This window comes from Burkholderia sp. AU17457, assembly GCF_002223255.1.
In the GTDB taxonomy this organism is placed as follows: domain Bacteria; phylum Pseudomonadota; class Gammaproteobacteria; order Burkholderiales; family Burkholderiaceae; genus Burkholderia; species Burkholderia sola.
In genome coordinates, this window is the sequence record NZ_NKFB01000003.1 from 1,343,340 (window position 1) to 1,368,980 (window position 25,641).

At 68.0% G+C, this 25,641-nt stretch carries 29 protein-coding genes and 1 riboswitch; of the genes, 20 read left to right on the plus strand and 9 right to left on the minus strand.

What is annotated here, in order from left to right:
• Positions 1-40: 40 nt before the first annotated feature.
• A riboswitch (cobalamin riboswitch) is annotated at positions 41-231 on the minus strand.
• Positions 232-433: 202 nt separating this feature from the next.
• Genes cbiE through cobM form a run of 4 tightly spaced genes read left to right on the plus strand, consistent with a single transcriptional unit; the run spans position 434 to position 4,284 of the window.
• Positions 434-1,696 carry a precorrin-6y C5,15-methyltransferase (decarboxylating) subunit CbiE gene (gene cbiE / locus CFB49_RS08805; protein ID WP_089491156.1) on the plus strand — a complete coding sequence of 421 codons (1,263 nt, stop codon included), beginning with the start codon at positions 434-436 and terminating at the stop codon, positions 1,694-1,696.
• On the plus strand, positions 1,696-2,784 hold the full coding sequence (locus CFB49_RS08810) for a cobalt-precorrin-5B (C(1))-methyltransferase (RefSeq protein ID WP_089491157.1): 1,089 nt from the start codon (positions 1,696-1,698) through the stop codon (positions 2,782-2,784). The genes cbiE and CFB49_RS08810 overlap by 1 nt, the downstream gene beginning before the upstream one ends.
• Positions 2,781-3,512, plus strand: coding sequence for a cobalt-precorrin-6A reductase (locus tag CFB49_RS08815; RefSeq protein ID WP_089491158.1), 732 nt, complete (start codon positions 2,781-2,783; stop codon positions 3,510-3,512). Before CFB49_RS08810 ends, CFB49_RS08815 begins: the two co-directional genes overlap by 4 nt.
• Before the next feature lie 43 nt (positions 3,513-3,555).
• Complete coding sequence (gene cobM, locus CFB49_RS08820) at positions 3,556-4,284, plus strand: precorrin-4 C(11)-methyltransferase (RefSeq protein ID WP_089435045.1); 729 nt, start codon at positions 3,556-3,558, stop codon at positions 4,282-4,284.
• A gap of 36 nt (positions 4,285-4,320) precedes the next feature.
• Here cobM and CFB49_RS08825 read toward each other — a convergent pair whose 3' ends face one another.
• Positions 4,321-5,499: an MFS transporter gene (locus CFB49_RS08825; RefSeq protein WP_089491159.1), complete on the minus strand. Its 1,179-nt coding sequence runs from the start codon at positions 5,497-5,499 to the stop codon at positions 4,321-4,323.
• Positions 5,500-5,629: 130 nt separating this feature from the next.
• On the opposite strand from CFB49_RS08825, the gene CFB49_RS08830 reads away from it, so the two are divergent.
• Positions 5,630-6,151 carry a MarR family winged helix-turn-helix transcriptional regulator gene (locus CFB49_RS08830; protein WP_089491160.1) on the plus strand — a complete coding sequence of 174 codons (522 nt, stop codon included), beginning with the start codon at positions 5,630-5,632 and terminating at the stop codon, positions 6,149-6,151.
• A 164-nt stretch (positions 6,152-6,315) separates the two neighbouring features.
• Here CFB49_RS08830 and CFB49_RS08835 read toward each other — a convergent pair whose 3' ends face one another.
• A complete protein-coding gene (locus CFB49_RS08835) occupies positions 6,316-6,918 on the minus strand; it encodes a TetR/AcrR family transcriptional regulator (protein WP_089491161.1) in 603 nt (200 codons plus the stop codon).
• Between the two features lie 77 nt (positions 6,919-6,995).
• On the opposite strand from CFB49_RS08835, the gene CFB49_RS08840 reads away from it, so the two are divergent.
• Positions 6,996-7,796 carry an SDR family NAD(P)-dependent oxidoreductase gene (locus CFB49_RS08840; RefSeq protein WP_069620728.1) on the plus strand — a complete coding sequence of 267 codons (801 nt, stop codon included), beginning with the start codon at positions 6,996-6,998 and terminating at the stop codon, positions 7,794-7,796.
• Positions 7,797-8,048: 252 nt separating this feature from the next.
• On the opposite strand, the gene CFB49_RS08845 is transcribed toward CFB49_RS08840, so the two are convergent.
• Positions 8,049-8,753: a glutathione S-transferase N-terminal domain-containing protein gene (locus tag CFB49_RS08845; RefSeq protein WP_069620755.1), complete on the minus strand. Its 705-nt coding sequence runs from the start codon at positions 8,751-8,753 to the stop codon at positions 8,049-8,051.
• A 453-nt stretch (positions 8,754-9,206) separates the two neighbouring features.
• On the opposite strand from CFB49_RS08845, the gene CFB49_RS08850 reads away from it, so the two are divergent.
• The 6 genes from CFB49_RS08850 to CFB49_RS08875 all read left to right on the plus strand — a co-directional run bounded on the left by CFB49_RS08850 (position 9,207) and on the right by CFB49_RS08875 (position 14,319).
• Positions 9,207-10,370 (plus strand): ABC transporter substrate-binding protein, encoded by a 1,164-nt coding sequence (locus CFB49_RS08850; protein ID WP_089491162.1) that lies wholly within the window; start codon positions 9,207-9,209, stop codon positions 10,368-10,370.
• Between the two features lie 49 nt (positions 10,371-10,419).
• Positions 10,420-11,499: an ABC transporter ATP-binding protein gene (locus tag CFB49_RS08855; protein ID WP_089435049.1), complete on the plus strand. Its 1,080-nt coding sequence runs from the start codon at positions 10,420-10,422 to the stop codon at positions 11,497-11,499.
• 49 nt (positions 11,500-11,548) lie between these two features.
• Positions 11,549-12,421 (plus strand): ABC transporter permease, encoded by an 873-nt coding sequence (locus tag CFB49_RS08860; protein WP_089491163.1) that lies wholly within the window; start codon positions 11,549-11,551, stop codon positions 12,419-12,421.
• The gene (locus CFB49_RS08865) at positions 12,421-13,344 is read left to right on the plus strand and encodes an ABC transporter permease (protein WP_089491164.1); all 924 of its coding nucleotides are present in this window, start codon (positions 12,421-12,423) and stop codon (positions 13,342-13,344) included. The genes CFB49_RS08860 and CFB49_RS08865 overlap by 1 nt, the downstream gene beginning before the upstream one ends.
• A 128-nt stretch (positions 13,345-13,472) precedes the next feature.
• Positions 13,473-13,910, plus strand: coding sequence for a hypothetical protein (locus CFB49_RS08870; protein ID WP_059234165.1), 438 nt, complete (start codon positions 13,473-13,475; stop codon positions 13,908-13,910).
• A gap of 196 nt (positions 13,911-14,106) precedes the next feature.
• Positions 14,107-14,319, plus strand: coding sequence for a hypothetical protein (locus CFB49_RS08875; RefSeq protein ID WP_069256690.1), 213 nt, complete (start codon positions 14,107-14,109; stop codon positions 14,317-14,319).
• A 201-nt stretch (positions 14,320-14,520) separates the two neighbouring features.
• On the opposite strand, the gene CFB49_RS08880 is transcribed toward CFB49_RS08875, so the two are convergent.
• The gene (locus tag CFB49_RS08880) at positions 14,521-15,486 is read right to left on the minus strand and encodes a D-2-hydroxyacid dehydrogenase (protein WP_089491165.1); all 966 of its coding nucleotides are present in this window, start codon (positions 15,484-15,486) and stop codon (positions 14,521-14,523) included.
• A gap of 259 nt (positions 15,487-15,745) precedes the next feature.
• On the opposite strand from CFB49_RS08880, the gene CFB49_RS08885 reads away from it, so the two are divergent.
• The 5 genes from CFB49_RS08885 (at position 15,746) to CFB49_RS08905 (ending at position 20,382) form a co-directional block, all read left to right on the plus strand.
• Positions 15,746-16,936 carry a CaiB/BaiF CoA transferase family protein gene (locus CFB49_RS08885; RefSeq protein WP_069620735.1) on the plus strand — a complete coding sequence of 397 codons (1,191 nt, stop codon included), beginning with the start codon at positions 15,746-15,748 and terminating at the stop codon, positions 16,934-16,936.
• Between the two features lie 21 nt (positions 16,937-16,957).
• Entirely contained in the window at positions 16,958-17,920 is a 963-nt protein-coding gene (locus CFB49_RS08890; protein WP_069620736.1) for a hydroxymethylglutaryl-CoA lyase, read from the plus strand.
• Positions 17,921-17,947: 27 nt separating this feature from the next.
• On the plus strand, positions 17,948-18,331 hold the full coding sequence (locus tag CFB49_RS08895; protein WP_069620737.1) for a VOC family protein: 384 nt from the start codon (positions 17,948-17,950) through the stop codon (positions 18,329-18,331).
• A gap of 227 nt (positions 18,332-18,558) precedes the next feature.
• Positions 18,559-19,386 carry an alpha/beta hydrolase gene (locus CFB49_RS08900; protein WP_089491166.1) on the plus strand — a complete coding sequence of 276 codons (828 nt, stop codon included), beginning with the start codon at positions 18,559-18,561 and terminating at the stop codon, positions 19,384-19,386.
• A gap of 102 nt (positions 19,387-19,488) precedes the next feature.
• Positions 19,489-20,382, plus strand: coding sequence for a LysR family transcriptional regulator (locus tag CFB49_RS08905; RefSeq protein ID WP_069620739.1), 894 nt, complete (start codon positions 19,489-19,491; stop codon positions 20,380-20,382).
• A gap of 67 nt (positions 20,383-20,449) precedes the next feature.
• On the opposite strand, the gene CFB49_RS08910 is transcribed toward CFB49_RS08905, so the two are convergent.
• On the minus strand, positions 20,450-21,913 hold the full coding sequence (locus tag CFB49_RS08910) for an MFS transporter (protein WP_089491167.1): 1,464 nt from the start codon (positions 21,911-21,913) through the stop codon (positions 20,450-20,452).
• Between the two features lie 575 nt (positions 21,914-22,488).
• Here CFB49_RS08910 and CFB49_RS08920 point away from each other — a divergent pair.
• The 3 genes from CFB49_RS08920 (at position 22,489) to CFB49_RS08925 (ending at position 23,548) form a co-directional block, all read left to right on the plus strand.
• Positions 22,489-22,860 carry a GFA family protein gene (locus tag CFB49_RS08920; RefSeq protein ID WP_089491169.1) on the plus strand — a complete coding sequence of 124 codons (372 nt, stop codon included), beginning with the start codon at positions 22,489-22,491 and terminating at the stop codon, positions 22,858-22,860.
• Positions 22,857-22,985: a hypothetical protein gene (locus CFB49_RS36730; protein ID WP_256122098.1), complete on the plus strand. Its 129-nt coding sequence runs from the start codon at positions 22,857-22,859 to the stop codon at positions 22,983-22,985. The genes CFB49_RS08920 and CFB49_RS36730 overlap by 4 nt, the downstream gene beginning before the upstream one ends.
• Before the next feature lie 107 nt (positions 22,986-23,092).
• Positions 23,093-23,548: a MarR family winged helix-turn-helix transcriptional regulator gene (locus CFB49_RS08925; RefSeq protein WP_050012664.1), complete on the plus strand. Its 456-nt coding sequence runs from the start codon at positions 23,093-23,095 to the stop codon at positions 23,546-23,548.
• 52 nt (positions 23,549-23,600) lie between these two features.
• Here CFB49_RS08925 and CFB49_RS08930 read toward each other — a convergent pair whose 3' ends face one another.
• The 4 genes from CFB49_RS08930 to CFB49_RS08945 form a co-directional block, all read right to left on the minus strand.
• The gene (locus CFB49_RS08930; RefSeq protein ID WP_069620742.1) at positions 23,601-24,317 is read right to left on the minus strand and encodes a GNAT family N-acetyltransferase; all 717 of its coding nucleotides are present in this window, start codon (positions 24,315-24,317) and stop codon (positions 23,601-23,603) included.
• Positions 24,318-24,482: 165 nt separating this feature from the next.
• Positions 24,483-24,812, minus strand: a complete 330-nt coding sequence (locus tag CFB49_RS08935) for a DUF4148 domain-containing protein (protein WP_089435058.1) — start codon at positions 24,810-24,812, stop codon at positions 24,483-24,485.
• A gap of 72 nt (positions 24,813-24,884) precedes the next feature.
• Positions 24,885-25,211, minus strand: a complete 327-nt coding sequence (locus CFB49_RS08940) for a DUF4148 domain-containing protein (protein WP_069620744.1) — start codon at positions 25,209-25,211, stop codon at positions 24,885-24,887.
• A gap of 64 nt (positions 25,212-25,275) precedes the next feature.
• The gene (locus tag CFB49_RS08945) at positions 25,276-25,602 is read right to left on the minus strand and encodes a DUF4148 domain-containing protein (RefSeq protein ID WP_089491170.1); all 327 of its coding nucleotides are present in this window, start codon (positions 25,600-25,602) and stop codon (positions 25,276-25,278) included.
• Positions 25,603-25,641 lie beyond the last annotated feature (39 nt).

Sequence of the window (25,641 nt, forward strand, 5' to 3'; positions counted from 1 at the left end):
GCCAACGCATCGGTACACCCCGCCCGACGCCGACTGGCACGCACGCACTTTCTGGCCGGCAGGTCTCCTGGCTGACAGGTCGGCGCCGCCTCCCGGCCTTCCCGGTGAAACCAGTGGCATGAGGGGGAGATCGGCTCGCTGTCTACAGTTGCGGGGGCAGCCACAGCGGCGCGCGGTGCGCCCTGTGTTCCCTCTTCGGCCCCGAAGGGCACCGGCGAACGAACGGCCGTAGGATACCCGATTTCGGCCGCGATTCGCGACCGGCCCGGCGTTCGCGGCGGGCAAAGCGGGCAACGGTCGGGCGCGGGCGGGCCGGCAGATGAAACGCCGGGTGGAACACGGTACCATGCCGTTTTTTGCAATACGGACGGCTGCATCGGCGCTTTCACGGCCGCGCGGCGACACGATGGAATCGAACGATGGGGAAGGGTGCATGACGGCGTGGCTGACGGTAGTGGGCATCGGCGACGACGGTTACGCGGGGCTCGGACGCCACGCGCGGCGCGCGCTGCACGATGCGACCCATGTGGTCGGCGCGAAACGGCATCTCGACATGCTGCCGGCGCGGCTGCGCGCCGCGCGCGAAGCATGGCCGTCGCCGTTCGACCTGTCGGGGCTGCTCGCGCGCCGCGGCGCGCCCGTGTGCGTGCTCGCGAGCGGCGACCCGATGCTGTTCGGCGTCGGCGCGACGCTCGCCCGCGCGCTTTCCCCCGACGAATGGCGCGTCCTGCCCGCGCCGTCGTCGCTGTCGCTCGCGGCCGCACGCCTCGGCTGGGCGCTGCAGGACGTCGGCGCGGTCTCGCTCGTCGGGCGTCCGCTCGCGACGCTCGGCCGCCACCTGCTGCCGGGCCGGCGGCTGTTCGTGCTGAGCGCCGACGGCCGCACGCCGGCCGCGGTCGCGGCCGAACTCGCCGCCCGCGGCTTCGGGCCGACGCGCGTCAGCGTATTCGAACATCTGGGCGGCCCGCTCGAGCGGCGCATCGACGGCCTCGCGCAGGACTGGAACATCGACGAAACCGCCGCGCTCAATCTCGTCGCGCTCGACTGCCGGGCGAGCCCCAACGCGCCGCGCCGCGCGCTCACGCCCGGCCTGCCCGACGACGCGTACCGCCACGACGGTCAGCTCACCAAGCGCGACCTGCGCGCGATGACGCTCGGGCGCCTCGCGCCCGCGGCCGGCGAACTGCTGTGGGACGTCGGCGCCGGCAGCGGCTCGATCGGCATCGAATGGATGCGCGCGCATCCATCCTGCCAGGCGATCGCGATCGAAGCGCATGCGGAACGGCAGCGCTTCATCGAACACAACCGCGATACGCTCGGCGTGCCGGGCCTGCAACTCGTCGCGGGCCGTGCGCCCGATGCGCTCGCGGGGCTCGCCGCGCCCGACGCGATCTTCATCGGCGGCGGCGCGACGGCGCCCGGCGTGCTCGACACGTGCTGGGCGTCGCTGAAACCCGGTGGGCGGCTGGTCGCGAATGCGGTCACGCTGCAAGGCGAGATGGCGCTCGCCGCGTGGCGCGATGCGCACGGCGGCACGCTCACGCGCGTGTCGCTCGCGCATGCCGAGCCGCTCGGGCGCTTCGACACGTGGCGACAGCCGCTGCCGGTCACGCTGTACGACGTGCGCAAGCCCGACACGACAGCCGCTGCCGACGCGGCCGGTTCGTCGACTATGTCGAACCCAACGGACGCGTGATGCGCGACGAAACCCCCGAACAGCCCGCGCCGCTGCGCTTCGGCTATACGACCGGCAGCTGCGCGACCGCGACGTCGCTCGCGGCGGCACGGCTGCTGCTCGCGGGTCACGCGGACGACGCGGTCGAGATCGTGCTGCCGAAGGGGCAGCGCGTGATGATGCGGCTCGAATTCTGCCGCACCACGGCCGACGGCGCCGAAGCCGGCACGATCAAGGATGCCGGCGACGATCCGGACGTCACGCACGGCGCGCTGATCTTCGCGCGCGTCGCGCTCGCGGCGGCGCCGGGCGTGCGTTTTCATGCCGGGCCGGGCGTCGGCACGGTCACGCGCGCGGGGCTCACGCTGGCGGTCGGCGAACCGGCGATCAACCCGGTGCCGCGCCAGATGATGACCACGCACCTGGAAGCGCTTGCCGCCGAACACGGCTATACGGGTGGTTTCGACGTGACGATCGGCGTCGAAGGCGGCGAGGCGCTCGCGCTGAAGACGATGAACCCGCGCCTGGGCATCGTCGGCGGGCTGTCGATCCTCGGCACGACCGGCATCGTGCGGCCGTTCTCGTGTTCGGCCTATATCGCGTCGATTCATCAGGGTATCGACGTCGCGCGGGCGAACGGCATCGCGCACATCGCCGCCTGCACGGGCAATGCGAGCGAGGATGCGATGCGCGCGCATTACCATCTGCCTGACATGGCGCTGATCGAGATGGGCGATTTCGCGGGCGCGGTGCTCAAGCACCTGCGGCGCGCGCCGATCGCGCGCCTGTCGATGTGCGGCGGCGTCGGCAAGCTGAGCAAGCTCGCGGCCGGCCATCTGGACCTGCACAGCCGCCATTCGAGCATCGATCTGCCGCTGCTCGCGCAGTGGGCGGCGGAAGCCGGCGCGAGCGAGGCGCTGCAGGACGCGATGCGCGCCGCGAACACGAGCCAGGAAGCGTTGAAACTCGCGCAGGCCGACGGCGTGCCGCTCGGCGATCTCGTCTGCGCGCATGCGCTGCGAGTGGCGCGCGACATCGTGCCGCCGTCGGTCGCGGTGGAGATGTTCGCGATCGACCGACAGGGCCGCTTCGTCGGGGAGGCGCGATGAGCCCGCGCATCCTGCTGCTCGGCGGCACCGGCGATGCGCTGAAAATCGCGCGCGCGCTCGGCCCGCATCACGTCTATAGTCTGGCCGGCCTCGGCAAGACGCCCGACGATTTGCGGTGCGACGTGCGCGTTGGCGGTTTCGGCGGCGCAGCCGGGCTGACCGCGTATCTTCGCGACGCCGGCATCGGCCTCGTGATCGACGCCACCCATCCGTATGCCGCGCAAATCAGCGCGAACGCCGCGGCGGCGACGCGCGACGCAGGCGTGCCGCTGTGGGCACTGCGCCGCGCGCCGTGGACGCCGCAACCGGGCGACGACTGGCGGATGGTCGACGACTGGGCCGGCATCGAGGCCGCGCTCGCGCCGTTCAGGCGTCCGCTGTTCACGCTCGGCCGCGAACCGCTCGCGCACCTCGACGCGATCCCGCCGCACCAGTACTGGCTCGTGCGCTGCCTCGATGCGCACCCCGGCAACGCCCGCGCACAGGTCATCGCCGCGCGCGGGCCGTTCACGGCTGACGGCGAGCGCGCGCTGTTCGCGCTGGCCGGCATCGACGTCGTCGTCAGCAAGAACAGCGGCGGCGCGGCCACCGAGGCCAAGCTCGACGTCGCGCGCGAACGCAGGCTGCCCGTCGTGATGCTGCGCCGGCCGCCGCTGCCCGATGCCGACCGCGCGTTCGACTCGGTCAACGCGCTCATCGACGCACTCGATCCGGCCGCGCGCGCGTGACGCGACGCAGCGGGCCATCCCACGAATTGACGGAGAATTTTCGATGACGGTGTACTTCATCGGCGCGGGCCCCGGCGACCCGGAGCTGATCACGGTGAAAGGCCAGCGCCTCGTGCGCACGTGCCCGGTGATCCTGTATGCGGGCTCGCTCGTGCCGGCCGCCGTGCTCGACGGTCATTGCGCGGAGCAGGTCGTCAACACGGCCGAGCTCGACCTCGATGCGATCGTCGCGCTGCTTGCCGCCGCGCACGCGAAAGGGCAGGACGTCGCGCGCGTGCATTCGGGCGACCCGTCGCTGTACGGCGCGATCGGCGAGCAGATCCGCCGCCTGAAAGCGCTCGGGATTCCGTACGAAATCGTGCCGGGCGTGACGGCCACGGCCGCGTGCGCGGCGACGCTCGGCGTCGAGCTGACGCTGCCCGGCGTCGCGCAGACGGTGATCCTCACGCGCTTCGCGGGCAAGACGACGATGCCGGAAGGCGAAGCGCTCGGCGCGCTCGCCGCGCATCGCGCGACGCTCGCGATCCATCTCGGCGTGCGTCATCTCGCGCGCATCGTCGACGAAGTGCTGCCGCACTACGGCGCCGCTTGCCCGGTGGCCGTGATCTATCGCGCGAGCTGGCCCGACGAGGAACGCGTGACGGGCACGCTGGCCGACATCGTCGGCAAGGTGCAGGGCACGCAAATCGAGCGCACCGCGCTGATCCTGATCGGGCGCGTGCTCGACGCCGAAGGGTTCGCGGATTCGACGCTGTACGCGAGCGCGGGCTGACGCACGCGCGCCAGCGCCGCTGGCTCGCGGCGTCGCTCAGGCCCGCGCGACGTGCCGCGCCAGCTTCGGTGCAAACCCGGCAGCGAGCACGAACAGCACCGCGCACAGGCACGCCATCGCGATCCACGCGGGCGTCAGGTCCGCGAGATGCTCGCGCGCCAGGCCGGCCGCGAATGGGAACACGCCCGCCACCAGGTAGCCGACACCCTGCACGAACCCCGTCAGCGACGCGGCATCGGCCGGCGTGGCCGCATGGTCGACCGTGACGATCAGCGACAGCGGAAACAGCGCGCCGATCCCCGCGCCGAGCAGCAGCGCGGCAGGCAACGCGAGCGCGTCGGGCGCGGCCAGCATCACCAGCAAGCCGACGAACAGCGACGCGATCGCCGCATGCAGCGCGGGCCGGCGATCGGGCAGGCGATCGATGGTCGCGGAAATCGTCAGCCCCGCGACGACTTCCGCGAGCGTCACGCCGCCGAGCAGGCTGCCGGCCGCGGTCGGCGACCAGCCGAGCCGCATGTAGTACGGCGGCAGCCACGCGAGCACGAGCGTGTAAGCGCCGGTCGCGATGCCGAAGAACAGCGCGAGCCGCCATGCGCGCGGCGAGCGCAACGGCCGTGCATTCGATACCGACGCCGGCCCGCCGGCAAGCGCGTCGCCGCCACGGCTCGCCAGCGGCCAGGCCAGCGCGGCGAGCGCCGCCGGCAGCGCCCAGCCCGCGAGCGCGGCGAGCCAGCCCCAGCGCGCGGCGGCGAACGGCGCGACGACGCTCGCGAGCACCGCGCCACCCATGATCGACGTCGAATAGACGCCCATCGCGCCGCCGATGCGCGTCGCGAAATGCGCCTTCACGAAGCCGGGCAACAGCGCCTGCACCATCGCGATCCCGACGCCCGCGCAGCACGCGCTCGCGAGCAGCAGCCATGCGTGCTGCGCACCGACGCGCGACGCGCAAGCCAGCCCGATCAACGCGACGCCGAGCCACACGCCGCCCGCGATCCCGGTCATGCGCTGCAGGCGCCGCGCGCTCAGCGCGCCGAGCCCCATCAGCAGGATCGGAATCGTCGTCAGCAGGCTGGCCGCGCCGTCGCCGATACCCGTTGCGCGCTGGATCATGTCGAGCAGCGGGCCGATCGCCGCGAGCGCCGGCCGCAGGTTCAGCCCGACGAGCACGATCGCGGCGAGCCGCCATCCGGGGGAAGTGAAGCGATTCATCGCAAGGCCCTCGATATCGGTGCGCGGCTGCCAGCAAGGCGCCGCGCGTTTTTCAGGTAAAGTATCTCGACATCAAGATAAACGCGGATTTGTCTCGACGTCAAGATAACTGGTAGACCGAGGAGGGTTAATGGATCGAGCCGAGCATGCGCTCGCGCAATGGCGCGCCGAGCGTCCGGATCTCGACGCAACGTCGATGGTGGTGATGGGGCGGTTGCAGGAAGCCGCGCTCGTGATCGCGCGCGACCGTCTCAATCCGCTATTCGCGCGCTACGGCATGCAGCCGGGCGAATTCGACGTGCTCGCGACGCTGCGGCGCAGCGGCGCGCCGTTCGCGCTGACGCCGACCGCGCTGTACGACGCGCTGATGATGTCGTCGGGCGGAATGACCGCGCGCATCGACCGGCTGCAGAAGGCCGGCTGGGTCGAGCGCCGGCCGAATCCGGCCGACGGGCGCGGCACGCTGGTCGCGCTGACGGATGCCGGGCGAGCGCTGATCGACGAAGCGGTTGTTGCGCATATCGATAACCAGCGTGCGGTGCTGGCTGTGTTGTCGGCGGCGGAACAGGCGCAGTTGTCGCACTTGCTGGGAAAACTGTTGGCGGGGCTGGACGCCGGGGCGCCTGAAGAGGAGCAAGAGACGCCGCGTTGAAGACTGCGTGATGGAAACGTACGCGGCGGGCAAAAAAGCTCTTCGGAATTTTCGTGGACGTCGCTTGCCGACCCGTTGCGGTCAGTCCGGCTTTTGCGCGCGGACGGCTCAACCAACGCCATACCCGCCATTAGGCAATATTTGCAATGCCCTTTCGCAACACTTCAGCCCGCCAAGTCCTTGATCGGAGTTCCGCTAATCAGCAACTCAAAGAGCGCCTGTAGTTGTCGCTCCAGCTGATCCGGTTTTGCTTGCGCCAATGCGGCCATCTCGACGACCTGCCGCATGACCTGGAAGCCGGCAATGACCGCGAGAAACATCGCGGCCCGCTGCGAGGTTGCTTCGCCGGGCAGCAGTTCGCTTAACGGTCGGGCGAAGTGCGTTTCGAACTTGCTGCGCAGAATGGCGGTAGCCTGCCTGTTGTTGGCCGACCGCAGCATGATCAGAAACCCGTCCATCGAGGTGATGTCCGGTGCTGTCTTCGCCACGAGCGCGGCAGCGACATCGCGGCATAGTGTCGATACGTCAGGCGTGTTGGTCATCACTTCCCGAGTGAGGATGCCCGGCGCCGACAGTACCACGTCGACTACCTCCTCGAACAACTGTTCCTTGGACCCGAAATAACGATTCACGAGCATCGCGGTGACGCCCGCCTTCTCAGCGATCTCGCGCACGCCGACATCGTAGCCCGACTGCGTAAATGCCTGTCGCGCGGCTGCGAGGATCGCCTCGCGCGTAGCCGCGCCTTTCTTGCCCAGCGTTTTCATTAATCAAACACCCGTAGATTTTTTGAACATAAAAGTATACGATTGTATAAGTTTACGGTGATCAAGGGAAAACACTCATGGATTTGAATCTGAGGGGAAAGCGTGCGCTGGTGACGGGATCGACGGCCGGACTCGGTGAGGCGATTGCCAAGATGCTCGCGGCGGAAGGTGCAACGGTGGTCGTTCATGGCCGCAGCGGTGATCGCGCAGCGGCGGTCGCGGCAGCGATCACAGCGGCGGGCGGCCATGCCGAAGTCGCACTGGGCGATCTTGCAAGCGATGCGGGCGCCAATGCCGTGGTTGCCCAGGCGACCGAAGGGGGAGCCATCGACATCCTGGTCAATAACGCCGGCTATTATCACCATCTGACCTGGAACACGGCCCTACCCGACAAGTGGATGGAGAGCTATGAGGTCAACGTACTGTCCGCCGTGCGCATGATCCAGCGGCTGGTGCCCGCCATGCGCGAGCGTGGGTGGGGCCGCGTAATCCAGATCGGCGGTGGGCTCGCCGGTCAGCCGGTCCCCATGCAGCCTGACTACAACGCGTCGCTTGCCGCCAGGCACAACCTCGCTGTTTCGCTGGCCCGCGACCTCAAGGACTCCGGCGTGACCTCGAATATCGTGGCGCCGGGCGCGATTCTCGTGCCTGCCGTCCGGGAACTGCTCGAGCACATTGCTCCGCAGCACGGATGGGGCCAAACGTGGGAGGAGATCGAGCGCGGCTTCGTTCGCGACATGGTGCCCAACGACGTCGGCCGTCTTGGTCGTCCCGAAGAGATCGCGGCCGCGGTTGCTTATCTCGCAAGCCACTATGCCGATTACGTGAGCGGCGCCACGATCCGCGTAGATGGTGGCACGATCCGCTCTGCGTTCTGATCGGGCACACGCGGAGCGTGCGAACATGGCGGGCAATCCGAGGATTCGTGCGAGGCAAAGGGCCGCTCACGGGCGGAAATTCGTCGTTTGAATTTCCGAAGCAGCAACGACGTGTATGACGGCGATTGGCCGAGCACCGACAGTCTTCCAGCGGTCCCCGACAATTCGCGATGAGCAGAAAATGCCCACCGCGCATTGCGGTGGGCTGGCTCGAGCGTGGCTCGGGCGGCATGCCCGCTGCCGCCCCGTCACTCAGCCCCGTGCCGGAATATTGAGCCCTCGCTCGACAGCCGGCCGCGCAACAAACGCGTCGAGCACCCGCTTGACGTGCCGGAATTCACCGAATCCGACCAGATCGCCCGCCTCGTAGAAGCCGACCAGGTTGCGCACCCACGGGAAGATCGCGATGTCGGCGATCGTGTAGGTATCGCCCATCATCCACTGGCGGTTCGCGAGATGCGCGTCGAGCACGCCGAGCAGGCGCTTCGATTCGGCGACGTAGCGGTCGCGCGGACGCTTGTCCTCGTAATCGCGGCCGGCGAACTTGTGGAAGAAGCCGACCTGGCCGAACATCGGCCCGATGCCGCCCATCTGGAACATCACCCACTGGATCGTCTCGTAGCGGCCCGCGAGATCCTTCGGGATCAGCTGGCCCGTCTTGTCCGCGAGATAGATCAGGATCGCGCCCGATTCGAACAGCGGCAGCGGCTGGCCGTCGGGGCCGTTCGGATCGATGATCGCCGGGATCTTGTTGTTCGGGTTCAGCGACAGGAATTCGGGCGACAACTGGTCGTTCGTGTCGAAGCGCACGAGGTGCGGCTCGTACGGCAGGCCGGTTTCCTCGAGCATGATCGACACCTTGACGCCGTTCGGTGTCGGCAGCGAGTAAAGCTGGAGACGGTCGGGATGCTGGGCCGGCCACTTTTGCGTGATCGGGAAGGCGGACAGATCGGGCATGAAGGTTCGCTCGTCGAAGTGAATGATTCGCGCTGCGCCCGTGCCGCCGCGCTCGCGCACGGTTCGCGGCGGCAGGGCGGAGCGCGCCGAAAGCGCCCACTGTAGCCGATCCGGGGAATCGATGCAGGGGTCGGTCGTCCGGCGCGATAGCCGTGCCCGGCGTCGCTCACGATGCCGCAAGACACGGCAAGCATCACGGCTCCGCCGGCCGCCGGACAACATACGGTCCGACGCGTTCCGTCTTCCACCGAGATACGACGTCCTACACGACGTGTCAGGCGATGGCGCAACCGCCGGCAAAATCCACCCCAACGCAATTCATCAACCAACGGAAGCTTTTTGTCAGGGAAAGTCCCGCCCCGCATCCCGTGGTTTTTTGTTGACCGACATCGTATAACGCCGTCATGATTTCCTGACAAGAAAGGTCCCTTCCATCGACCGAAGTGAGGAGACATGAACACCACCCCGATCGCTCGCCGCGTCCGCCGGATCGCACTCGCCCTGGGCTTCGCGCTGTCGGGCGCCGCCGTTGCCGCCCCCGTATCGCTGAACATCGTCGACGTCGCAGGCAACCTGCAGTTGACGCAGAAGGCCATCGAGGCATTCAAGGAGAAGAATCCGGGGCTCGTCGCGAGCGTCACGTTCACGAACGCACCCGCGCCGCAGTTGCCGGGCAAGATCAAGGCGATGCAGGCGGCGGGGCGCTCCGACATCGATCTCGTGCTGACGGGCACCGACGCACTGGCCGCCGGCATCGAACAGAACCTGTGGCAGAAGCTCCTGCCCGACAACGCGGCCGCGCTTCCCGGCGTGCTGGACAAGTACGCGCCCGGCCCGCGCAAGATGCAGGATCTCGCGCAGGGCTTCGGCCTCGAAGTGACCTACATGCCGGCCGGCCCGCTGCTCGAATACAACCCGGCGAAGGTCAGCGACCCGCCGAAGACGCCCGACCAGTTGCTCGCGTGGTGCAAGGCGCATCCGAACAAGCTGATCTATGCGCGCCCGGCGAACTCCGGCCCCGGCCGTACGTTCCTGATGGGGCTGCCGTACGTGCTCGGCGACAAGAATCCGCAGGACCCGATCAACGGCTGGGACAAGACCTGGGCGTTCCTGAAACAGTTGAACGACTGCGTGCCGTATTACCCGGGCGGCACGTCGGCGGTGATGAAGGAGCTCGGCGAAGGCACGCGCGACATGACCGTGACCGTCACCGGCTGGGATCTCAACCCGCGCGCGCTCGGGATCGTGCCGGCCGAATTCAGGGTCCAGGCGTTCGACAACATGACGTGGGTGAACGACGCGCACTACATGGTGATCCCGAAGGGCGTGCCGAAGGAAAAGCTAGACGTGCTGTTCAAGCTGATGAATTTCCTGCTCGAGCCCGCGCAACAGGCGATGACCTACGACGACGGCTACTTCTATCCGGGCCCGGCGGTGAAGGGCGTGACGCTCGAGATGGCGCCCGCGCACAGCCAGGAAGTGATCAGGAAATTCGGCCGCCCCGAATACGCGAAGCTGCTCGCCGATCGCCCGCACGTGCAGCCGCTCAACGCGCAGGCGATGGTCGCCGCGTTCCAGAAATGGGACCGCGAGATCGGTTCGCAGAAGTCGAAATGACGGCTGAACCGGCGGGCGTCGCGGCGCCCGCGTCGATGGAGTTCGTGGAATGAAGCACAGTTTCGAACGGCTGCGGCTCGACGGCGTGTGCCGCAGTTTCACCAATGCGGAAGGCGCGCAGGTCGCCGCGCTGAACGGCCTCGACCTCGAGATCCGGCGCGGCGAATTCATCGCGCTGCTCGGCCCGTCGGGCTGCGGCAAATCGACCGCGCTGAACTGCATCGCCGGGCTGCAGCCGCTCACGCGGGGGGGTATCTGGCTCGACGACACGCGCATCGACGTGCTGCCGCCCGAGCGTCGCGGCTTCGGGATGGTGTTCCAGAACTACGCGCTGTTTCCGCACATGTCCGTGCTCGACAACGTCGGCTTCGGCCTCAAGATGCGCGGCGTGGCGAAGCAGGAAACGCGGCGGCGCGCGCAGCAGGCGCTCGAACTCGTGCAACTGGTCGGTCACGAAGGCAAGCTGCCCGGGCAACTGTCGGGCGGGCAGCAGCAGCGTGTCGCGATCGCGCGCGCGATCGTGATCGAGCCGCCGCTCGTGCTGATGGACGAGCCGTTGTCGAACCTCGACACCAAACTGCGCATCGAGATGCGTGCGGAGATCCGCCGCATCCACACGCAACTCGAACGCGCGACGATCTACGTGACGCACGACCAGGACGAGGCGCTGTCGATGGCCGACCGCATCGTCGTGATGAAGGAGGGCGTCGTGCAGCAGGTCGCGTCGCCGAAGGACGTCTACACGCGCCCGCACAATCTGCACGTCGCGCGTTTCATGGGCTATCGCAACGTGCTGCCGTTCACGCTCGAAGGGATGGCCGGCGACGGCGTTCGAGTGACAGCCGGTGGCGTGCGCCTCGTCGGTGTGCCGATGGCCGGCTTCGACGCGAAGGAAGTCGTGATCGCGCTGCGCCCCGACGACATCGAGCGCGCGGAAGCGGGTGCCGACAATGCGTTCGACGCGACCGTCGAGACGGTCGAGTACGGCGGCCGCGACTCGCTGATCCGCGCGATCACGCCGTTCGGCGCGATCTGGGCGCGCGTGGCCGGCGAGTTCGCGCAAGGCGAGGCGCTGCGGCTGCGCGTGCCGCCGGCGCGCACGCTCGTCTATGCGGGAGACGCGCAATGAACGGGCTGCACCAATCGGCATGCGCGGGGGTACCTCGTCCGGAGGCCGCATGAGCACGCTCGCGACCGGCGGCGCGCCGCGCGACGCGAAAGCCTGGCTCGTCACGCCGGCGCTTGCGTTCATCGCCGCGCTGTTCATCTATCCGTTCGCGTATGGCCTCGTGCTGTCGTTCCAGCCGACGAACGGCGGCGGCGCGCTCGCGAACTACGTGCAGTTCTTCACCGACACCGCGATGTGGCCGACCGTGCTCGTCACGCTGAAGCTCGCGGTGCCGGCGACGCTGCTCAACGTCGGCATCGCGGTGCCCGTCGCGTTCGCGCTGCGCCGCAATTCGCCGTACCAGAAGTTCGTCACGACGCTGCTCGTGATTCCCGTCACGCTCGGCACGGTGCTCGTCGCCGACGGGATGCTCACGTACTTCGGGCCGAACGGCTGGTTTCCGCAGGCGCTGCAGGGGCTGCGCCTGTACACCGACGAAGTGCGCCTCACGCACAACTACTGGGGCGTGCTGCTGTCGCTGATCGTGTCGGGTTTTCCGTTCGCGTTCCTGCTGATGCTGTCGTACATCAGCGGCATCGACCCGACGCTCGCGCGCGCGGCCGCGACGCTCGGCGCGAACCCGTGGCAGCAGTTCCGGCGGATCTACCTGCCGCTGCTCGTACCGGGGCTCGCGATGGCCGCATGCCTGTCGTTCGTGCAGGCGTTCTCGGTGTTCCCGTCGGCCGTGCTGCTGGGCGCGCCGGCCGGCCCGACGCGCGTGATCTCGATCGCGGCGGCCGAAGCCGCGTTCGAGAGCTACGACTATTCGCTCGCGTCGGCGATTGCGATCGTGATGGGCTTCGTGCAGCTGCTGGTGGTCGCGTCGATGCTCGGCGCGCGCCGCTTCTTCTATACGGGTGCGGTCATGGGAGGCAAGGGCTGATGGCGACCGACAATCATGCCGCTCGCACGTGGCCGCCGAAGCACGACGCGCCCGGTGCGCGGCCCGTCGATGCAAGGGAACCGCACCGGATGAAAAGCCATCTCGCCGGCCGCGCATGGAGGGCGCTCGTCTGGGGGCTGATGACGTTCTTCCTGCTGAACGTGATGCTGCTGATCGCGACCGTCGCGGTGAACTCGGTCGCGACGCGCTGGTTCGGCACGCCGTTGCCGCAGGGCTTCACGCTGCACTGGTATGCGAAGGCGTGGGAAGACTTCCAGCTCGCGAGCGTGCTGTGGGTGACCGTCGAGGTCGTCGGCGCGGTCGTGCTGCTGTCGATCGCGCTCGGCGTGCCGGCCGCGTATGCGCTCGCGCGCGTGCAGTTTCGCGGCAAGCGTTTCGCGCTGCTGGTGTTCCTGCTGCCGCTGATGGTGCCGCCCGTCACCTACGGGATTCCGATGGCGACCGTGATGTACAAGATCGGGCTCGCGGGCACGCTGCCGGGCGTGATCCTCGCGAACCTCGTGCCGGCGCTGCCGTTCGTGATCCTCGTGATGACGCCGTTCATCGAGCAGATCGACCCGAATCTCGAAGCCGCCGCGCGCATCTTCGGCGCGAACACGTCGCGCTATTTCCGCTACGTGCTGCTGCCGCTGCTCGTGCCCGGCATGCTCGCGGCCGGGCTGCTCGTGCTGGTGCGCACGATCGGGATGTTCGAGCTGACGTTCTTCACCGCCGGCCCGAGCACGCAGACGCTCGTCGTCGCGCTGTATTACGCGGTGTTCTCGACCGGCGTGCGCGCGCCGCAGTCGATCGACGCGATGGCGATGATCTACATGGCCATCACGCTCGTGTGGGTCGTGATCGCGCTGCAGTTCGTCAGTCCGACCCAGCTCGTGAGCCGCGTGAAGCAGGAGCGGCAGTAGGCGAGGCGCCGCACGATCGCGCGGGCCGGCAGCCTGTCGGGCAACCGTGCAATTGGTTACAAATGGATACCGCGCACGACACGCGGACGTTGCAGACTACGCGGCGTTCACCCGATCGACGGATATCCATGAAGTTTCAAACGCTGCTGACACTCGCCGGCGCCTCGACGCTGCTGGCCGCCTGCAATCTGCTCCACGACGGTCCCGGGTCGAGCGACGTCGACGCCGCCGTGCGCCGCGCGCTCGAAGCGGAGAACCATGGTGGGCTGAACGCGCTGTTCGGCCAGCCGTTGCCCGTGTCGGCCGACGTCGTGTCGGCGAAACCGGACGGCGACTGCAAGAAGCTCGGCGATCGGACGTACTCGTGCGACGTCGTGGTCACGTGGCGCAACGCCGATTACTCGCCGTCGCGCGCGAACCTCACCTTCGTGAAGGCGGCCGACGGCTCATGGCAGACGTCGGGCGTCGACGCGGCGCTCGTGACCGGCACCGCGAAGTCGCTGATCGACCATATCGGCAAGGCCTGGCCGGGCAATGCGGCGAGCGGCGCGTCGGCGCCGCAGTGACGCGCCGGCGGCAGCCTTCTTCTCCTGCATCCTCCAGGCGGCTGCGCTTGTGCGGGCCGCTCTGCTGCTTTTCCCGATAAAAAGGGCGCGAGCGCCGCGTCCATCTCGTTTGAACGCATCCTCGGTATGCGGGCAGAGGTATAGGGAAAACCCTTATCTCAAGGTATAATTTCAGGTATGAGAGAAAGGTCATACCATGCCTGAACGCTTCCAAACCCTTGAAAAATTTGTGTTTTCCCTCGTCGTGATGTCCGCCGTCGTGTGCTCGGCCTTCCTCGCGTACGAACGTCACCCCGAGATCAAGATCGCGCTGCACGAAGGCGAAGCGCTGATGCGCGAGAGCGCCAAGTACTCGGCCATCTGCTCGCCGTCCAAGGTCGACCCTTGCGTCGAGATGTCCGCTTACTGAACCGGCTTTCCGCTTTTCGGACTTGCGCGACGTCACTGCCGGCCTGAATGCCCTGCAGCAGTCTCGTTACGTATTCGGAAACCCGCCGCAAGACAGCGCGAATGCACGACTCCGATACGTGCCGCGTCGCTGCCGTCGGCAACCCTGCATTCCGTCGGCCCCGCTTCGAGCAATCGAGCGGGGCCGTTCCGTTTGCGCGTGTCACACGACATGCCGCGGCTCGCCGGCGACGAACGCGGCGACGTTGTCCACGAGTTGATCGGCCAGCGCCTGCATTGCTTCGTCACTGGCCCATGCGACATGGGGTGTCAGGATGAACGCCGGATGCGACAGGATCGCGTGAAACGGATGCGCGGCCGGCAGCGGCTCCTGCGTGACCACGTCGAACCCCGCGCCCGCGATCCGTCCCGACTGCAACGCCTCGACGAGCGCGCTTTCGTCCACGAGGCCGCCGCGCGCGGTATTGATCAGCAGCGGCCGGCGCGCCATCCGCGCGAACGCGTGTGCGTCGATCAGATGCCGCGTCGCGGGCGTGAGCGGGCAATGCAGCGTGATCACGTCGCTCACGCGCAGCAGCGTGTCGAGCGGCGCATAACCGTCGCCTGCCGCGTCGTCGTGCGCGGCGAACAGCACGCGCATGTCGAGCGCCCGCGCGATGGCGGCCACCGCACGCCCGAGCACGCCGTCGCCGACGATCCCGAGCGTCGAACCGGCCAGGTCGCGAATCGGATGATCGAAGAAGCAGAACTGCCCGCTGTCGAGCCAGCGTCCGTCGCGTACCGCGTCGCGGTACGCGACGAGGCTGCGGCGCAGCGCGAAGATCAGCGCGAACGCGTGCTCGGGCACCGTACGCACCGCATAGCCGCGAATATTGCTCACGACGATTCCGCGTGCCGCACATGTATCGAGATCGACGATATCGGTGCCGGTCGCGGCGATCGCGATCATCCGCAACCGCCGCGCGTCGGCGAGGGTTGTCGCGTCGAGCCGTACCTTGTTCGTCACGACGATGTCCGCATCGCGGATGCGCGCCGCGACTTCGTGCGCGGCCGTCCGGTCGAACGTCTGCGCCACGTGCGGAAACGGAAACGGCTTCAGCACGGTCTGCGGCGACAGCGTCGCGCGGTCGAGCAACACGATCTTCGCGGGAGAGGAAACGGAAAACATGGCGGGTCTCGCTGACAGGCGCCCGGTGGCGCGGAACGGATCCGATTCTGCGGGCGCCGCGCGTGCCGTCGTTTGACCGTTGCGCGAGCGCGCTTTCCGGTATGGAAAGGCTGGCTACCCACACGCAGCCGACAATGCGCTCGCGTCGTCGCACCCCTTTCCGTTCCGGAAAGGCTGGTTGACCATCGATCGATTTTCGCGGTGCGCGAACGCCGTCATGATCGCTGTCGTCGACAACACGATTTCATCGGAGACAGTCATGACACGCCCCCTGGACGGCATCCGCGTGCTGGAGCTTGGCCAACTGATCGCCGGGCCGTTCGCGGGCCGGATGCTCGCCGAATTCGGCGCAGACGTCATCAAGGTCGAGCCGCCCGGCGTCGGCGATCCGCTGCGCAAATGGCGGCTGCTGCACGACGGCACGTCGGTCTGGTGGGCCGCGCAGTCGCGTAACAAGGCTTCGCTCACGCTCGACCTGCGCACGCCCGAAGGGCAGGACGTCGTGCGCCGCCTCGTCGCCGACACCGACGTGCTGATCGAAAACTTCCGGCCCGGCACGCTCGAAGGCTGGGGGCTCGGCTGGGACGCGCTGTCCGCGATCAACCCCGGGCTCGTGATGCTGCGCGTGTCGGGCTTCGGCCAGACGGGCCCGTATCGCGACCGCCCCGGCTTCGGCGTGATCGCCGAGGCGATGGGCGGCCTGCGCCACCTGACCGGCGAGCCGGGCCGCACACCGGTACGCGTCGGCATCTCGCTCGGCGATTCGCTGTCGGCGCTGCACGGCGTGATCGGCGTGCTGCTCGCGTTGCGCCATCGCGAACGGCAGGGCGGCAACGGCCAGGTCGTCGACGTCGCGCTGTACGAATCGGTGTTCAACATGATGGAAAGCCTGCTGCCCGAATATGCGGCGTTCGGCGCGGTGCGCGAGCCGGCCGGCAGCAGCCTGCCGGGCATCGCGCCGACCAACGCGTACCGCTGCCGCGACGGCCGGTACGCGCTGATCGCCGGCAACGGCGACAGCATCTTCCGGCGCCTGATGGAACTGATCGGGCGGCCCGATCTCGGCAACGATCCGGCGCTCGCGCACAACGACGGGCGCGTCGCGCAGGTCGCGCGCATCGATGCGGCGATCGGCGAGTGGAGCGCGCGCCACGACCTCGACGACGTGCTCGCCGCGCTGAACGACGCACGCATTCCGTCCGGGCGCATCTACGACGTGGCCGACATCGCGGCCGATCCGCACTACCGAGCGCGCGACATGATCGTCGACGCCGCGCTGCCCGACGGCACACCCGTGCTCGTGCCGGGCATCGTGCCGAAACTCGACGCGACGCCCGGGCGCATCGAGCGGCCGGCGCCCGCGCTCGGCGCGGATACCGATGCGGTACTCGAATCGCTCGGCATCGATGCGGCGACCCGCGACGACTGGCGCACGCGCGGCGTGATCTGAAACAACCACCGGGACGAAGACATGACCTGCCATCCGCAACGACTCCATATCCACGAAGTCGCGACCCGCGACGGTTTCCAGAACGAAGCGGCGTTCGTCGACACCGACGACAAGATTGCGCTCGTCGACGCGCTGAGCGCCTGTGGCTACGCGAAGATCGAGGTCACGTCGTTCACGTCGCCGAAGGCGATTCCCGCGCTGCGCGACGCGGAGGCCGTGATGCACGGCATCGCGCGCGCGCCGGGCGTCGTCTATACGGTGCTCGTGCCGAACGTGCGCGGCGCCGAGCGCGCGCTGTCGTGCGGCGTCGACGAGGTCAACCTCGTGATGTCGATGAGCGAGAGCCACAACCGCGCGAACCTGCGGATGACGCGCGAGCAGTCGTTCGCGCAGTTGCGCGACGTGATCGACGCGGTGCGCGGCACGGGGGTGGCGATCAACGTGTCGCTGTCGACCGCGATGGGCTGCCCGATGGAAGGCGACGTGCCGGCCGAAACGGTGCTCGCGTGGATGCAGCGCTTCGCGGACCTCGGCGTGCACGGCTTCACGCTGTGCGACACGACGGGCATGGCGTTTCCGTCGCAGGTGCGCGATTTGTCCCGCCGCGCACGCGAGCGCTTCCGCGCGTTGCAGCTCACGCTGCACTTCCACAACACGCGCGGGATGGCGCTCGCGAACACCCTTGCGGCGCTCGACGCCGGCATCGACCGCTTCGATGCGTCGCTCGGCGGGCTCGGCGGCTGCCCGTATGCGCCGGGCGCGACCGGTAACGCGTGCACCGAGGAACTCGTGCACATGCTCGAACTCGACGGCTACGATACGGGCATCGACCTCGCGGCCGTGCTCGCCGCGGCGGCGCGGCTGCCCGCGCTGATCGGGCATGACGTGCCGAGCCAGCTCCTGAAGGCCGGACGCCGCTCGGACCTTCATCCGCCGCCGCGCGCCGACGCCGGCGACATGCCCGCGCAGCGCGCTTTCTCGTGAACGTCAACAGAAACAGGAGCGAATGCCATGGCGCTGATCGACCACCTCGATCATCTCGTGCTGACCTGCGTCGATCCGGAGCGGACGAAGCATTTCTACACCGAGGTGCTGCAGATGCAGCTCGAAACCTTCGGCGCGGGCCGGCTCGCGTTCCGTTTCGGTCACCAGAAGATCAACCTGCACGTACGTGGCGCGGAATTCGAGCCGAAAGCGCACCTGCCGGCGCCGGGTGCGCTCGATCTGTGCTTCATCGCGTCGGTCCCGCTCGACGACGTGATCGCGCACCTGCGGCGTGTCGACTGGCCGATCGTCGAAGGGCCCGTCGAACGCACGGGCGCGACGCAGAAGATCCGCTCGGTCTACGTGCGCGATCCCGACCTGAACCTGATCGAAATCGCCGAGCCGATCTGACCTGCCGGGTCCGGCCGCCCGCGCGGGGCGCCGGCACGCCGTGCGCACGACGCAACAGTCCTTCGCCGAAAACGGACAGGCCCGCGCCGCGGCCGCCGATTCCGGATAGCCGTGCGCGGCCGCGCTGCGGATAATGGTGCAACGGCGCCGGCCCGGCCGTCGCCTTCGCCGCGCGCACGGACAAACCGGCCGCGCGCATCCGCAACCCGATCCAAGGCGCTTCCCGAATGACGATCCTCTATCGCGGCATGGACCGCGCGGCGCTCGACGCCGCCTACCTGAACACGAAGGCTGTTCCCGATTTCCCCGCGTTGCTCGCGTCATGCCAGGCGCGCAGCGCGGCGCTGTACGCTGCGACGCCCGGCCGCCGCGACCTGCGTTACGGTGCGCAACCCGCGCAGCGCTTCGACTGGCTGCCGTGCGGGCAGCCCGACGCGCCGCTGTTCGTGTTCGTCCACGGCGGCTACTGGCAACACTGCACGAAGGAGGATTTCGCGTATGCGGCGAGCGGGCCGCTTGCGTGCGGCTACGACGTCGTGCTGGCCGAATACACGCTCGCGCCGGTCGCGACGATGACCGATATCGTCGGCGAGATCGGCGCGCTGCTCGACCATCTCGCGGCCGACCCCGACGGCCTCGGCACCGCGGGGCGGCCGATCCACCTGAGCGGCCATTCGGCGGGCGGCCACCTGACGGCCATGCATCGCGCGCATCCGGCCGTCGTGTCGGCACTCGCGATCAGCCCGCTCGTCGATCTCGAACCGATCGCGCTGTGCTGCCTGAACGACAAGCTGCAGCTCACCGCGCGGGAGGTCGACGCGTACAGCCCGTTGCGTCATGTCGGACCGGGCGCACCGATCGTCGTCGCGGTCGGCGACGCCGAACTGCCCGAACTCATCCGGCAAGCGGACGAATACGCGACGGCATGTGAAGCCGCCGGCGAGCGGATCGCCCGCGCGTGGCTGCCCGGCATGCAGCACTTCGCGGTGCTCGACGATCTCGCGACGCCGGACGGTGCGATGCTCGCCGCATTGCACGCAATCGCGCCGCGTTAGCCCGCGCCATATCGTGCGTATCGCCCGCGCAAGGCCCGGCGTATGATCGGCGTCAGGCCGGCGCGCTGACCGCGTATCCGCACGGCCCTCCAGGATCCCGACATGGTGAACCCGCTTCATTTCGATCTGCAGTCGCTGCGCGTGTTCGCGCTCGTCGCCGAGCACGGCAGCCTGACGCGGGCCGCCGAACACGGCCAGCTCACGCTGTCCGCGGTCAGCAAGCGCATCGCCGAACTCGAAAGCGTGACCGGCAGCGCGCTGTTCGTCCGGCATGCGCGCGGCGTCGAGCTGACGCCCGCGGGCCGCGCGCTGCTCGATCATGCGGCGAAAGTGATCGAGCAAGTGAACCGGATGGCGCACGAGATGAGCGACTACGTCGCCGGCGTGCGCGGCCATATCCACGTGTGGACCAACACGTCCGCGATCGTGCAGTTCCTGCCCGCCGATCTTGCCGCGTTCCTCACCGACAACCCCGGCATCAAGGTCAGTCTCGAGGAGCGGCTGAGCCACGAGATCGTCGACGCGCTCGCGTCGGGCAAGGCCGATCTCGGCGTATTCGCCGACAACGTGCCGGCGCCCGGCATCGACCGGCGGCTGTACCGGCGCGACGAGCTCGTGCTGCTCGTGCCGCGCACGCACCGGTTCGCCGCGCGGGACAGCATCCGCTTCGCGGATACGCTCGACGAGGACTACGTGGGATTGAGCGACGGCAGCTCGCTGCTCGCACGGATGACCGACGCCGCGTTCGCGGCCGAGCGCTCGCTGAAGCTGCGGATCCAGGTATCGAATTTCGACGGCGTGAGCCGGATGATCGAGGCCGGCCTCGGCATCGGCGTGCTGCCGCGCGACGCGGTGACCCGCGAGCGCGCGGCGCGGCTCGGTGTCGTGACGCTCGACGATACGTGGGCGACGCGCACGCTGTGGGTCGGCGTGAAAGCCGACACGGTGCTGACGACCGACGTCGCGAAGCTGTTCGATTTCATGTCGGCGCGGTGAATGCGAGGGGTGCGATGAAGCGGCGACGCACGGGCATGCGCCCGTGCGCTCCGCGCCGATCGCCGCGTCAAACCGGATTGATCTCATCCTGGCTACGCCGCGTGGTCAGCGGCCCCAGCACGCGCAGCGTGACGGCGACGATCCCGAGCGCGGCCGAGATCACGCCGAACATCGCGCCCGCGCCGTAATTGACGAGTACCGGCAGCAACACGAACGGCAGCGCGCCGCTGACGATGCGCGACAGCGCATAGGTGCTGCCGATCGCAGTCGAGCGCACGCGCGCCGGGAAGATCTCGGCCTGGTACACGTGATACGCGTTGCTGAACACGTTCGACGCGCACGTCGTCAGGAACCCGAAGCCGACGATCAGCACGGTATTGCCCGAATACGCGAAGCACAGCCCGAACACCGCGATCGACAGGATCGATACGATCACGAGCGTGCGGCGCTCGATCCAGTTGAGCAGCGGAATCGACAACAGCGAGCCGATCGGGTAGCCGATGAACGATAGTGCGATGAATAGCGTGCTGTCCGTCACGTCGAAGCCGCGGCTCTTCACGACCGTGCCGGCCAGCGTGCCGAACCCGTAATAGCCGAAACCCTGGAACAGGTGAAAGATTGCGAGCATCAGGTAGCGCGCGCCATACGGTTGGCGGCGCAGCAGCGCGATGCGCTCGCCCAGCCCGAGCGGCCGCTGCGGTTCGGTCGGTTCCGCGAAGTGTTCGGGCACGCGCACGCCGGCGCTTTCCGCGAAACGCCGCAGCGCCGCATGCGCGTCGGCCGTGCGGCCTTGCGCGAGCAGCCAGCGCGGACTTTCCGGCAGCCGGTGCTGGACGAACAGCACGTACACGGCGCCAAGGCTGCCGATCGCGAGAATGATGCGCCAGCCGGCGACGCCCGCCACATGCAACGGGTTCAGCCACAGCGCGAGAAAGCCCACGAGCGGCACCGCGACATACGAAGTCGTATAGGCCCACGCGGCGAGCCGGCCGCGCTTGTCCTTCGGCAGGATTTCGGACAGGAAGCTGTCGGCGACCGGATAGATCGCGCCGACGCCGATGCCGGTCAGGAAGCGGCATGCCACGAGCATGTCGGCATTCACCGAAAACGCACCGACCAGCGAGAACGCGCTGTACCACCCGAGCGTGAGCAGGAACGCCTTGCGCCGGCCGATACGGTCGGCCAGGCTGCCCAGGCACATCGCGCCGACGAACATGCCGATGAACGCGGACGCCAGCAGCAGCTTGAAATCGGCGCTTTGCCGGCTCAGCCCGTATTCGTGTTGCAACGCGGAGCCGATCGTACTGACGAGAAAGATCTCGTACATGTCGAAGAACAACCCGATGCCGATCACCCAGACGACGAATCGATGCAACGCACCGACCGGCAGATCGTCCATGAAATCGCCGAGCGTGACGCGGCAGCCGGGGAGGGCCGCTGCGTCGACGCCGGCGCCTGCGGAGGCGGCCGGCGGTCGGGCGGACGCGGGTCCACCCGCGTGGCCGTCGAGGTCGAGGGATTGGCTGTTCATGGTGTCTCCTGATTATCGATATGCGGTGGCGCGAGGCTCTGGCCGTTCGCGACCGGCGTAACGCGTCGGCCGCGCGGCGCGACGACAGGCATCGCCTGGCTCGCGCAAGCGCCGGCCATGCGGGCTGTGCCGATCGTCCAACACATGGTGGGCAAATCGGCAGCACGTGATAATTGAGGATGTCTCAAGCCTCGTTTCCTGGGCAGAAAGGGTAGGGCACGCGCGGTGGCCAGGATTCGCGCGGCAGGCCGTTGCAGCCTGCGTGGCGGGCGGGCGCGTATCGAAAACGATGGGCACTCGCACCATCCGGCGGTCCGGGAAAACCATGACGCCGGTTGCGTGGTCGCCGGCGCAACCGCCGCCGACGGCCACACGGTCGTGCTCAATCGGCCGGCACGAACGCCGTTCCATGAAACACGCGCACGGCAATCGAGCGGTTACAACGCGTGCTGGACAGACCGCACGAGCCGCCGATTTGCAATGTCCTGTATCCGCGCCGACCATCGATACAGTGCGATACACCGCCCGCGCGCGGGTTCGCTATAAAGCAGGCATGACCTCTTCCGGAGTCCATCATGTCTGCAACCTGGTTCAAGGGGTCCTGCCATTGCGGGGCCGTCAAATTCGAAGTCACGACGGCCATTGCGCCGGCCATCCGCTGCAACTGCAGCCTGTGCCGCCGGCGCGGCGCGCTGATGAGCCCGATGTTCGCCGCCGCCAATCTGACGATCGTCGAAGGCGAGGACGCATTGACGTGCTATCGCTTCAACACGCACACCGCGCGTCACTACTTCTGCAGCGGCTGCGGCGTCTATCCGTTTCACCAGACCCGCAAGGATCCGGCCTGCTGGCGCGTCAACCTTGGTTGCCTCGACGGCGTCGATCCGTACGCGCTCGACGCGACGGTCGCCGATGGCGCGAGCCTGTCGGTCGTGGAGGACGCATGAAACGCTGGCTGATGATCCTGCTGTTTGCCGCGGGCGGCCTCGCGACCGAAATCGCGCATCCGGTGCAGTGCACGTTGCTGTCGGTGAGCCGTCAGCAAACCGGCAAGCGCCGCAAGCCGGGCTGAGCGCTTCGCGCGTCAGCCGATCGGCCCCGATTATCATGCTTCCGATAAGATCGCATGCGATATATAATGCGGTTGTGTGCGACCGTTCGTGTCGCTGGAGGAAGTCCATGAAACCGACCGAAACCCCGTCGCCTGCCGCGCCGAAGCTGTCCGAGTTCCTGTGCTTTGCAATCTACTCGGCGAACCTCGCGTTCGGCAAGGCGTACAAGCCGATCCTCGACGAGCTCGGCCTCACGTATACGCAATACATCACGATCATTGCGCTGTGGGAGCAGGACAACCAGACCGTCGGCCAGCTCGGCGAGAAACTGTTCCTCGAATCCAACACACTGACGCCGATCCTGAAGAAGCTCGAGGCAATGGGCTATCTGGAGCGGCACCGCGATCCGTCCGACGAGCGTCAGGTGCTCGTCAGCCTGACGAAAAGCGGGCGCCGCGTGCGCGAGAAAGGGCTCGACATGAACCTGGTCGAAGCGACCGGGCTGAAGCCGGACGAGTTCGCGAAAGTGCAGAAGGCGATCGTCACGCTGCGCGGCAACCTGATCCGGTCGACCGACGCATAAAAACCCCCAGGCACCGCAAGCGGCCGGCGCGTGAATCGCGCCGGCCGCGTCGTCATGCGTGCGCATCCTCCAGCACCAGCAGGTGCATCTCGCGACGGACGACGAAACCCAGCGCGAGATAGCGCTCGATCGCCACCTGGTTCGTCGTGAGGACGTGCAGGAAAGGCGTTTCCGCACGCGCACCGATCGTCGCGATCAACGACCGGATCAGCCGCGCCGCCAGCCCCTGCCGCCGAAACGCGGCATCGACGCAGACGGCGCTGATCTCGGTAAATCCGTCCACCTGCATCCGCTGGCCGGCCATCGCGGCCAGCCGGCCTTCGCTGCGTACGCCGATGTAGTGGCCGAGCTCGAACGTGCGCGGGCCGAACGGGCCCGGCTGCGCGGCGGCGGTCAGCGCGAGCATGTCCGGCACGTCGGCTTCGCCCAGCGGAACATGTTCCGATTCGTGTGCCGGGTCGAACGTCCGTTGCCAAATCATTTGAAGCAACGTCGCGCGCCGAATCGCCGACAGTCCCGCCGGCGGCTCCATTTCGTCCGGCGTGACGAGCGCCGCCGGCCCGTGTGCGGCGATCAGCCCGCGCAGTGCGTCGAACGACGCCGGGCTCGTGTCGTCGATCGCGGCAAACGGCGCGATGGCCGCCGGGAACCGCCGCGCACGGCCGTCGCCGAGCGCAAAACGGCGCTGCCTGCCCGCGAGCGCATTCCAGACGACCCGGTCGAGCACGTGCGCATCGCCTGTCGTGTTTCCGGTCACGGCGTCCGGCATCGGCGGCTCCTTGGTGGAAGATGGAATGCCGCACAGAATAATCCTGGATGGGCCGGGCAGGTAGCACTGTCCACGCAGACTCAGGCAACATGAAAAAAGCGCACACGATTATATCGCATGCGCTTTATATGGCGGACTCCAGCGACCGAATTCGCGGTACCGCGTTCAATGTCCGAAATAGATCGATCGCTCGGCGGTGCGCAGCGTGTTTCGGCTGCCGGACTGCGTGACGCCGCCGGCATCGCTGCCGTAACCGGCTGTCTGCGTATCGGCCGCGACGGCGCCGTCGTCGCGAATCCGTTTCAGCGCCGCCTGGATATTGTCCGGGTAATTCGGATCGTTGGGGCGATTCGGCTGGTAGCCGGCTTGCTGCAACGCGGCCAGTTCCGCGCGCACCTGCGCACGCGTGACGGTGCTTTCGCTGGCAAAAGCCGGCGCGGCGACGGCGGCCGACACGGCAACGAGGAGGGCGGCAATCAGTGGGGTCTTCATCATTCACCTCGACAGGGATTCAGGAATTCAGGGCGCGCGCCGCACGCCGGCCATCGGCGTCGTCCGCGCGTTCGTTCAATGGCCGAAGTAGATCGAGCGTTCGGCGATACGCGTCGCCGGGCGGCTGCCCGACTGCGTCGCGGCGGCGGCATCGTTGCCGTAACCGGATGCCGACGCATCGGCCGCCACCGCGTCGCTGGCGTGAATGCGCGTCAACGCGGCCTGCAGGTCGGCCGGGTAATGCGGATCGTTCGCGCGGCCCGGCCGGTAGCCGGCTTGTTCGAGCTGGACGAGTTCGGCGCGTACTTGCGCGCGGGACACGACGGCTGCGTCGGCAAACGCCGGTGCGGCGACGGAAGCGGAAACGGCGACGAGAAGGGCGGCGATCAATTGGGTTTTCATCATTCACCTCGACAAAATGGAATCAGGGATAAAAGGACTCGGAGTTCACGTACCGGCGTGGTGCTCAATGACCGAAGTACACCGAGCGCTCGGCCACGCTTGCGACATATCGGCGGCCGGATTGCGTCGCGGCGTCGCCGTTGCTGCCGTAGCCGGCAGCCGGTGCGTTGGCCGCGACGGCATCGTCAGCGTGGATCTGCGTCAGTGCGGCCTGCAGATCGTTCGGGTAGGTGGCGTCGGTCGCGCGGTTCAGCGGATAGCCGGCCTGTTGAAGCTGCGCGAGTTCGGCGCGCACCTGCGCACGCGTCACGGCGGCTTCATTGGCAAACGCCGGAGCGGCAACGGCGGACGAAACAGCGACGAGCAGGGCAGCGATCAATTGGGTCTTCATTTTTTCACCTCGATGGAAAAGGAATCGGGAATTCGGGAG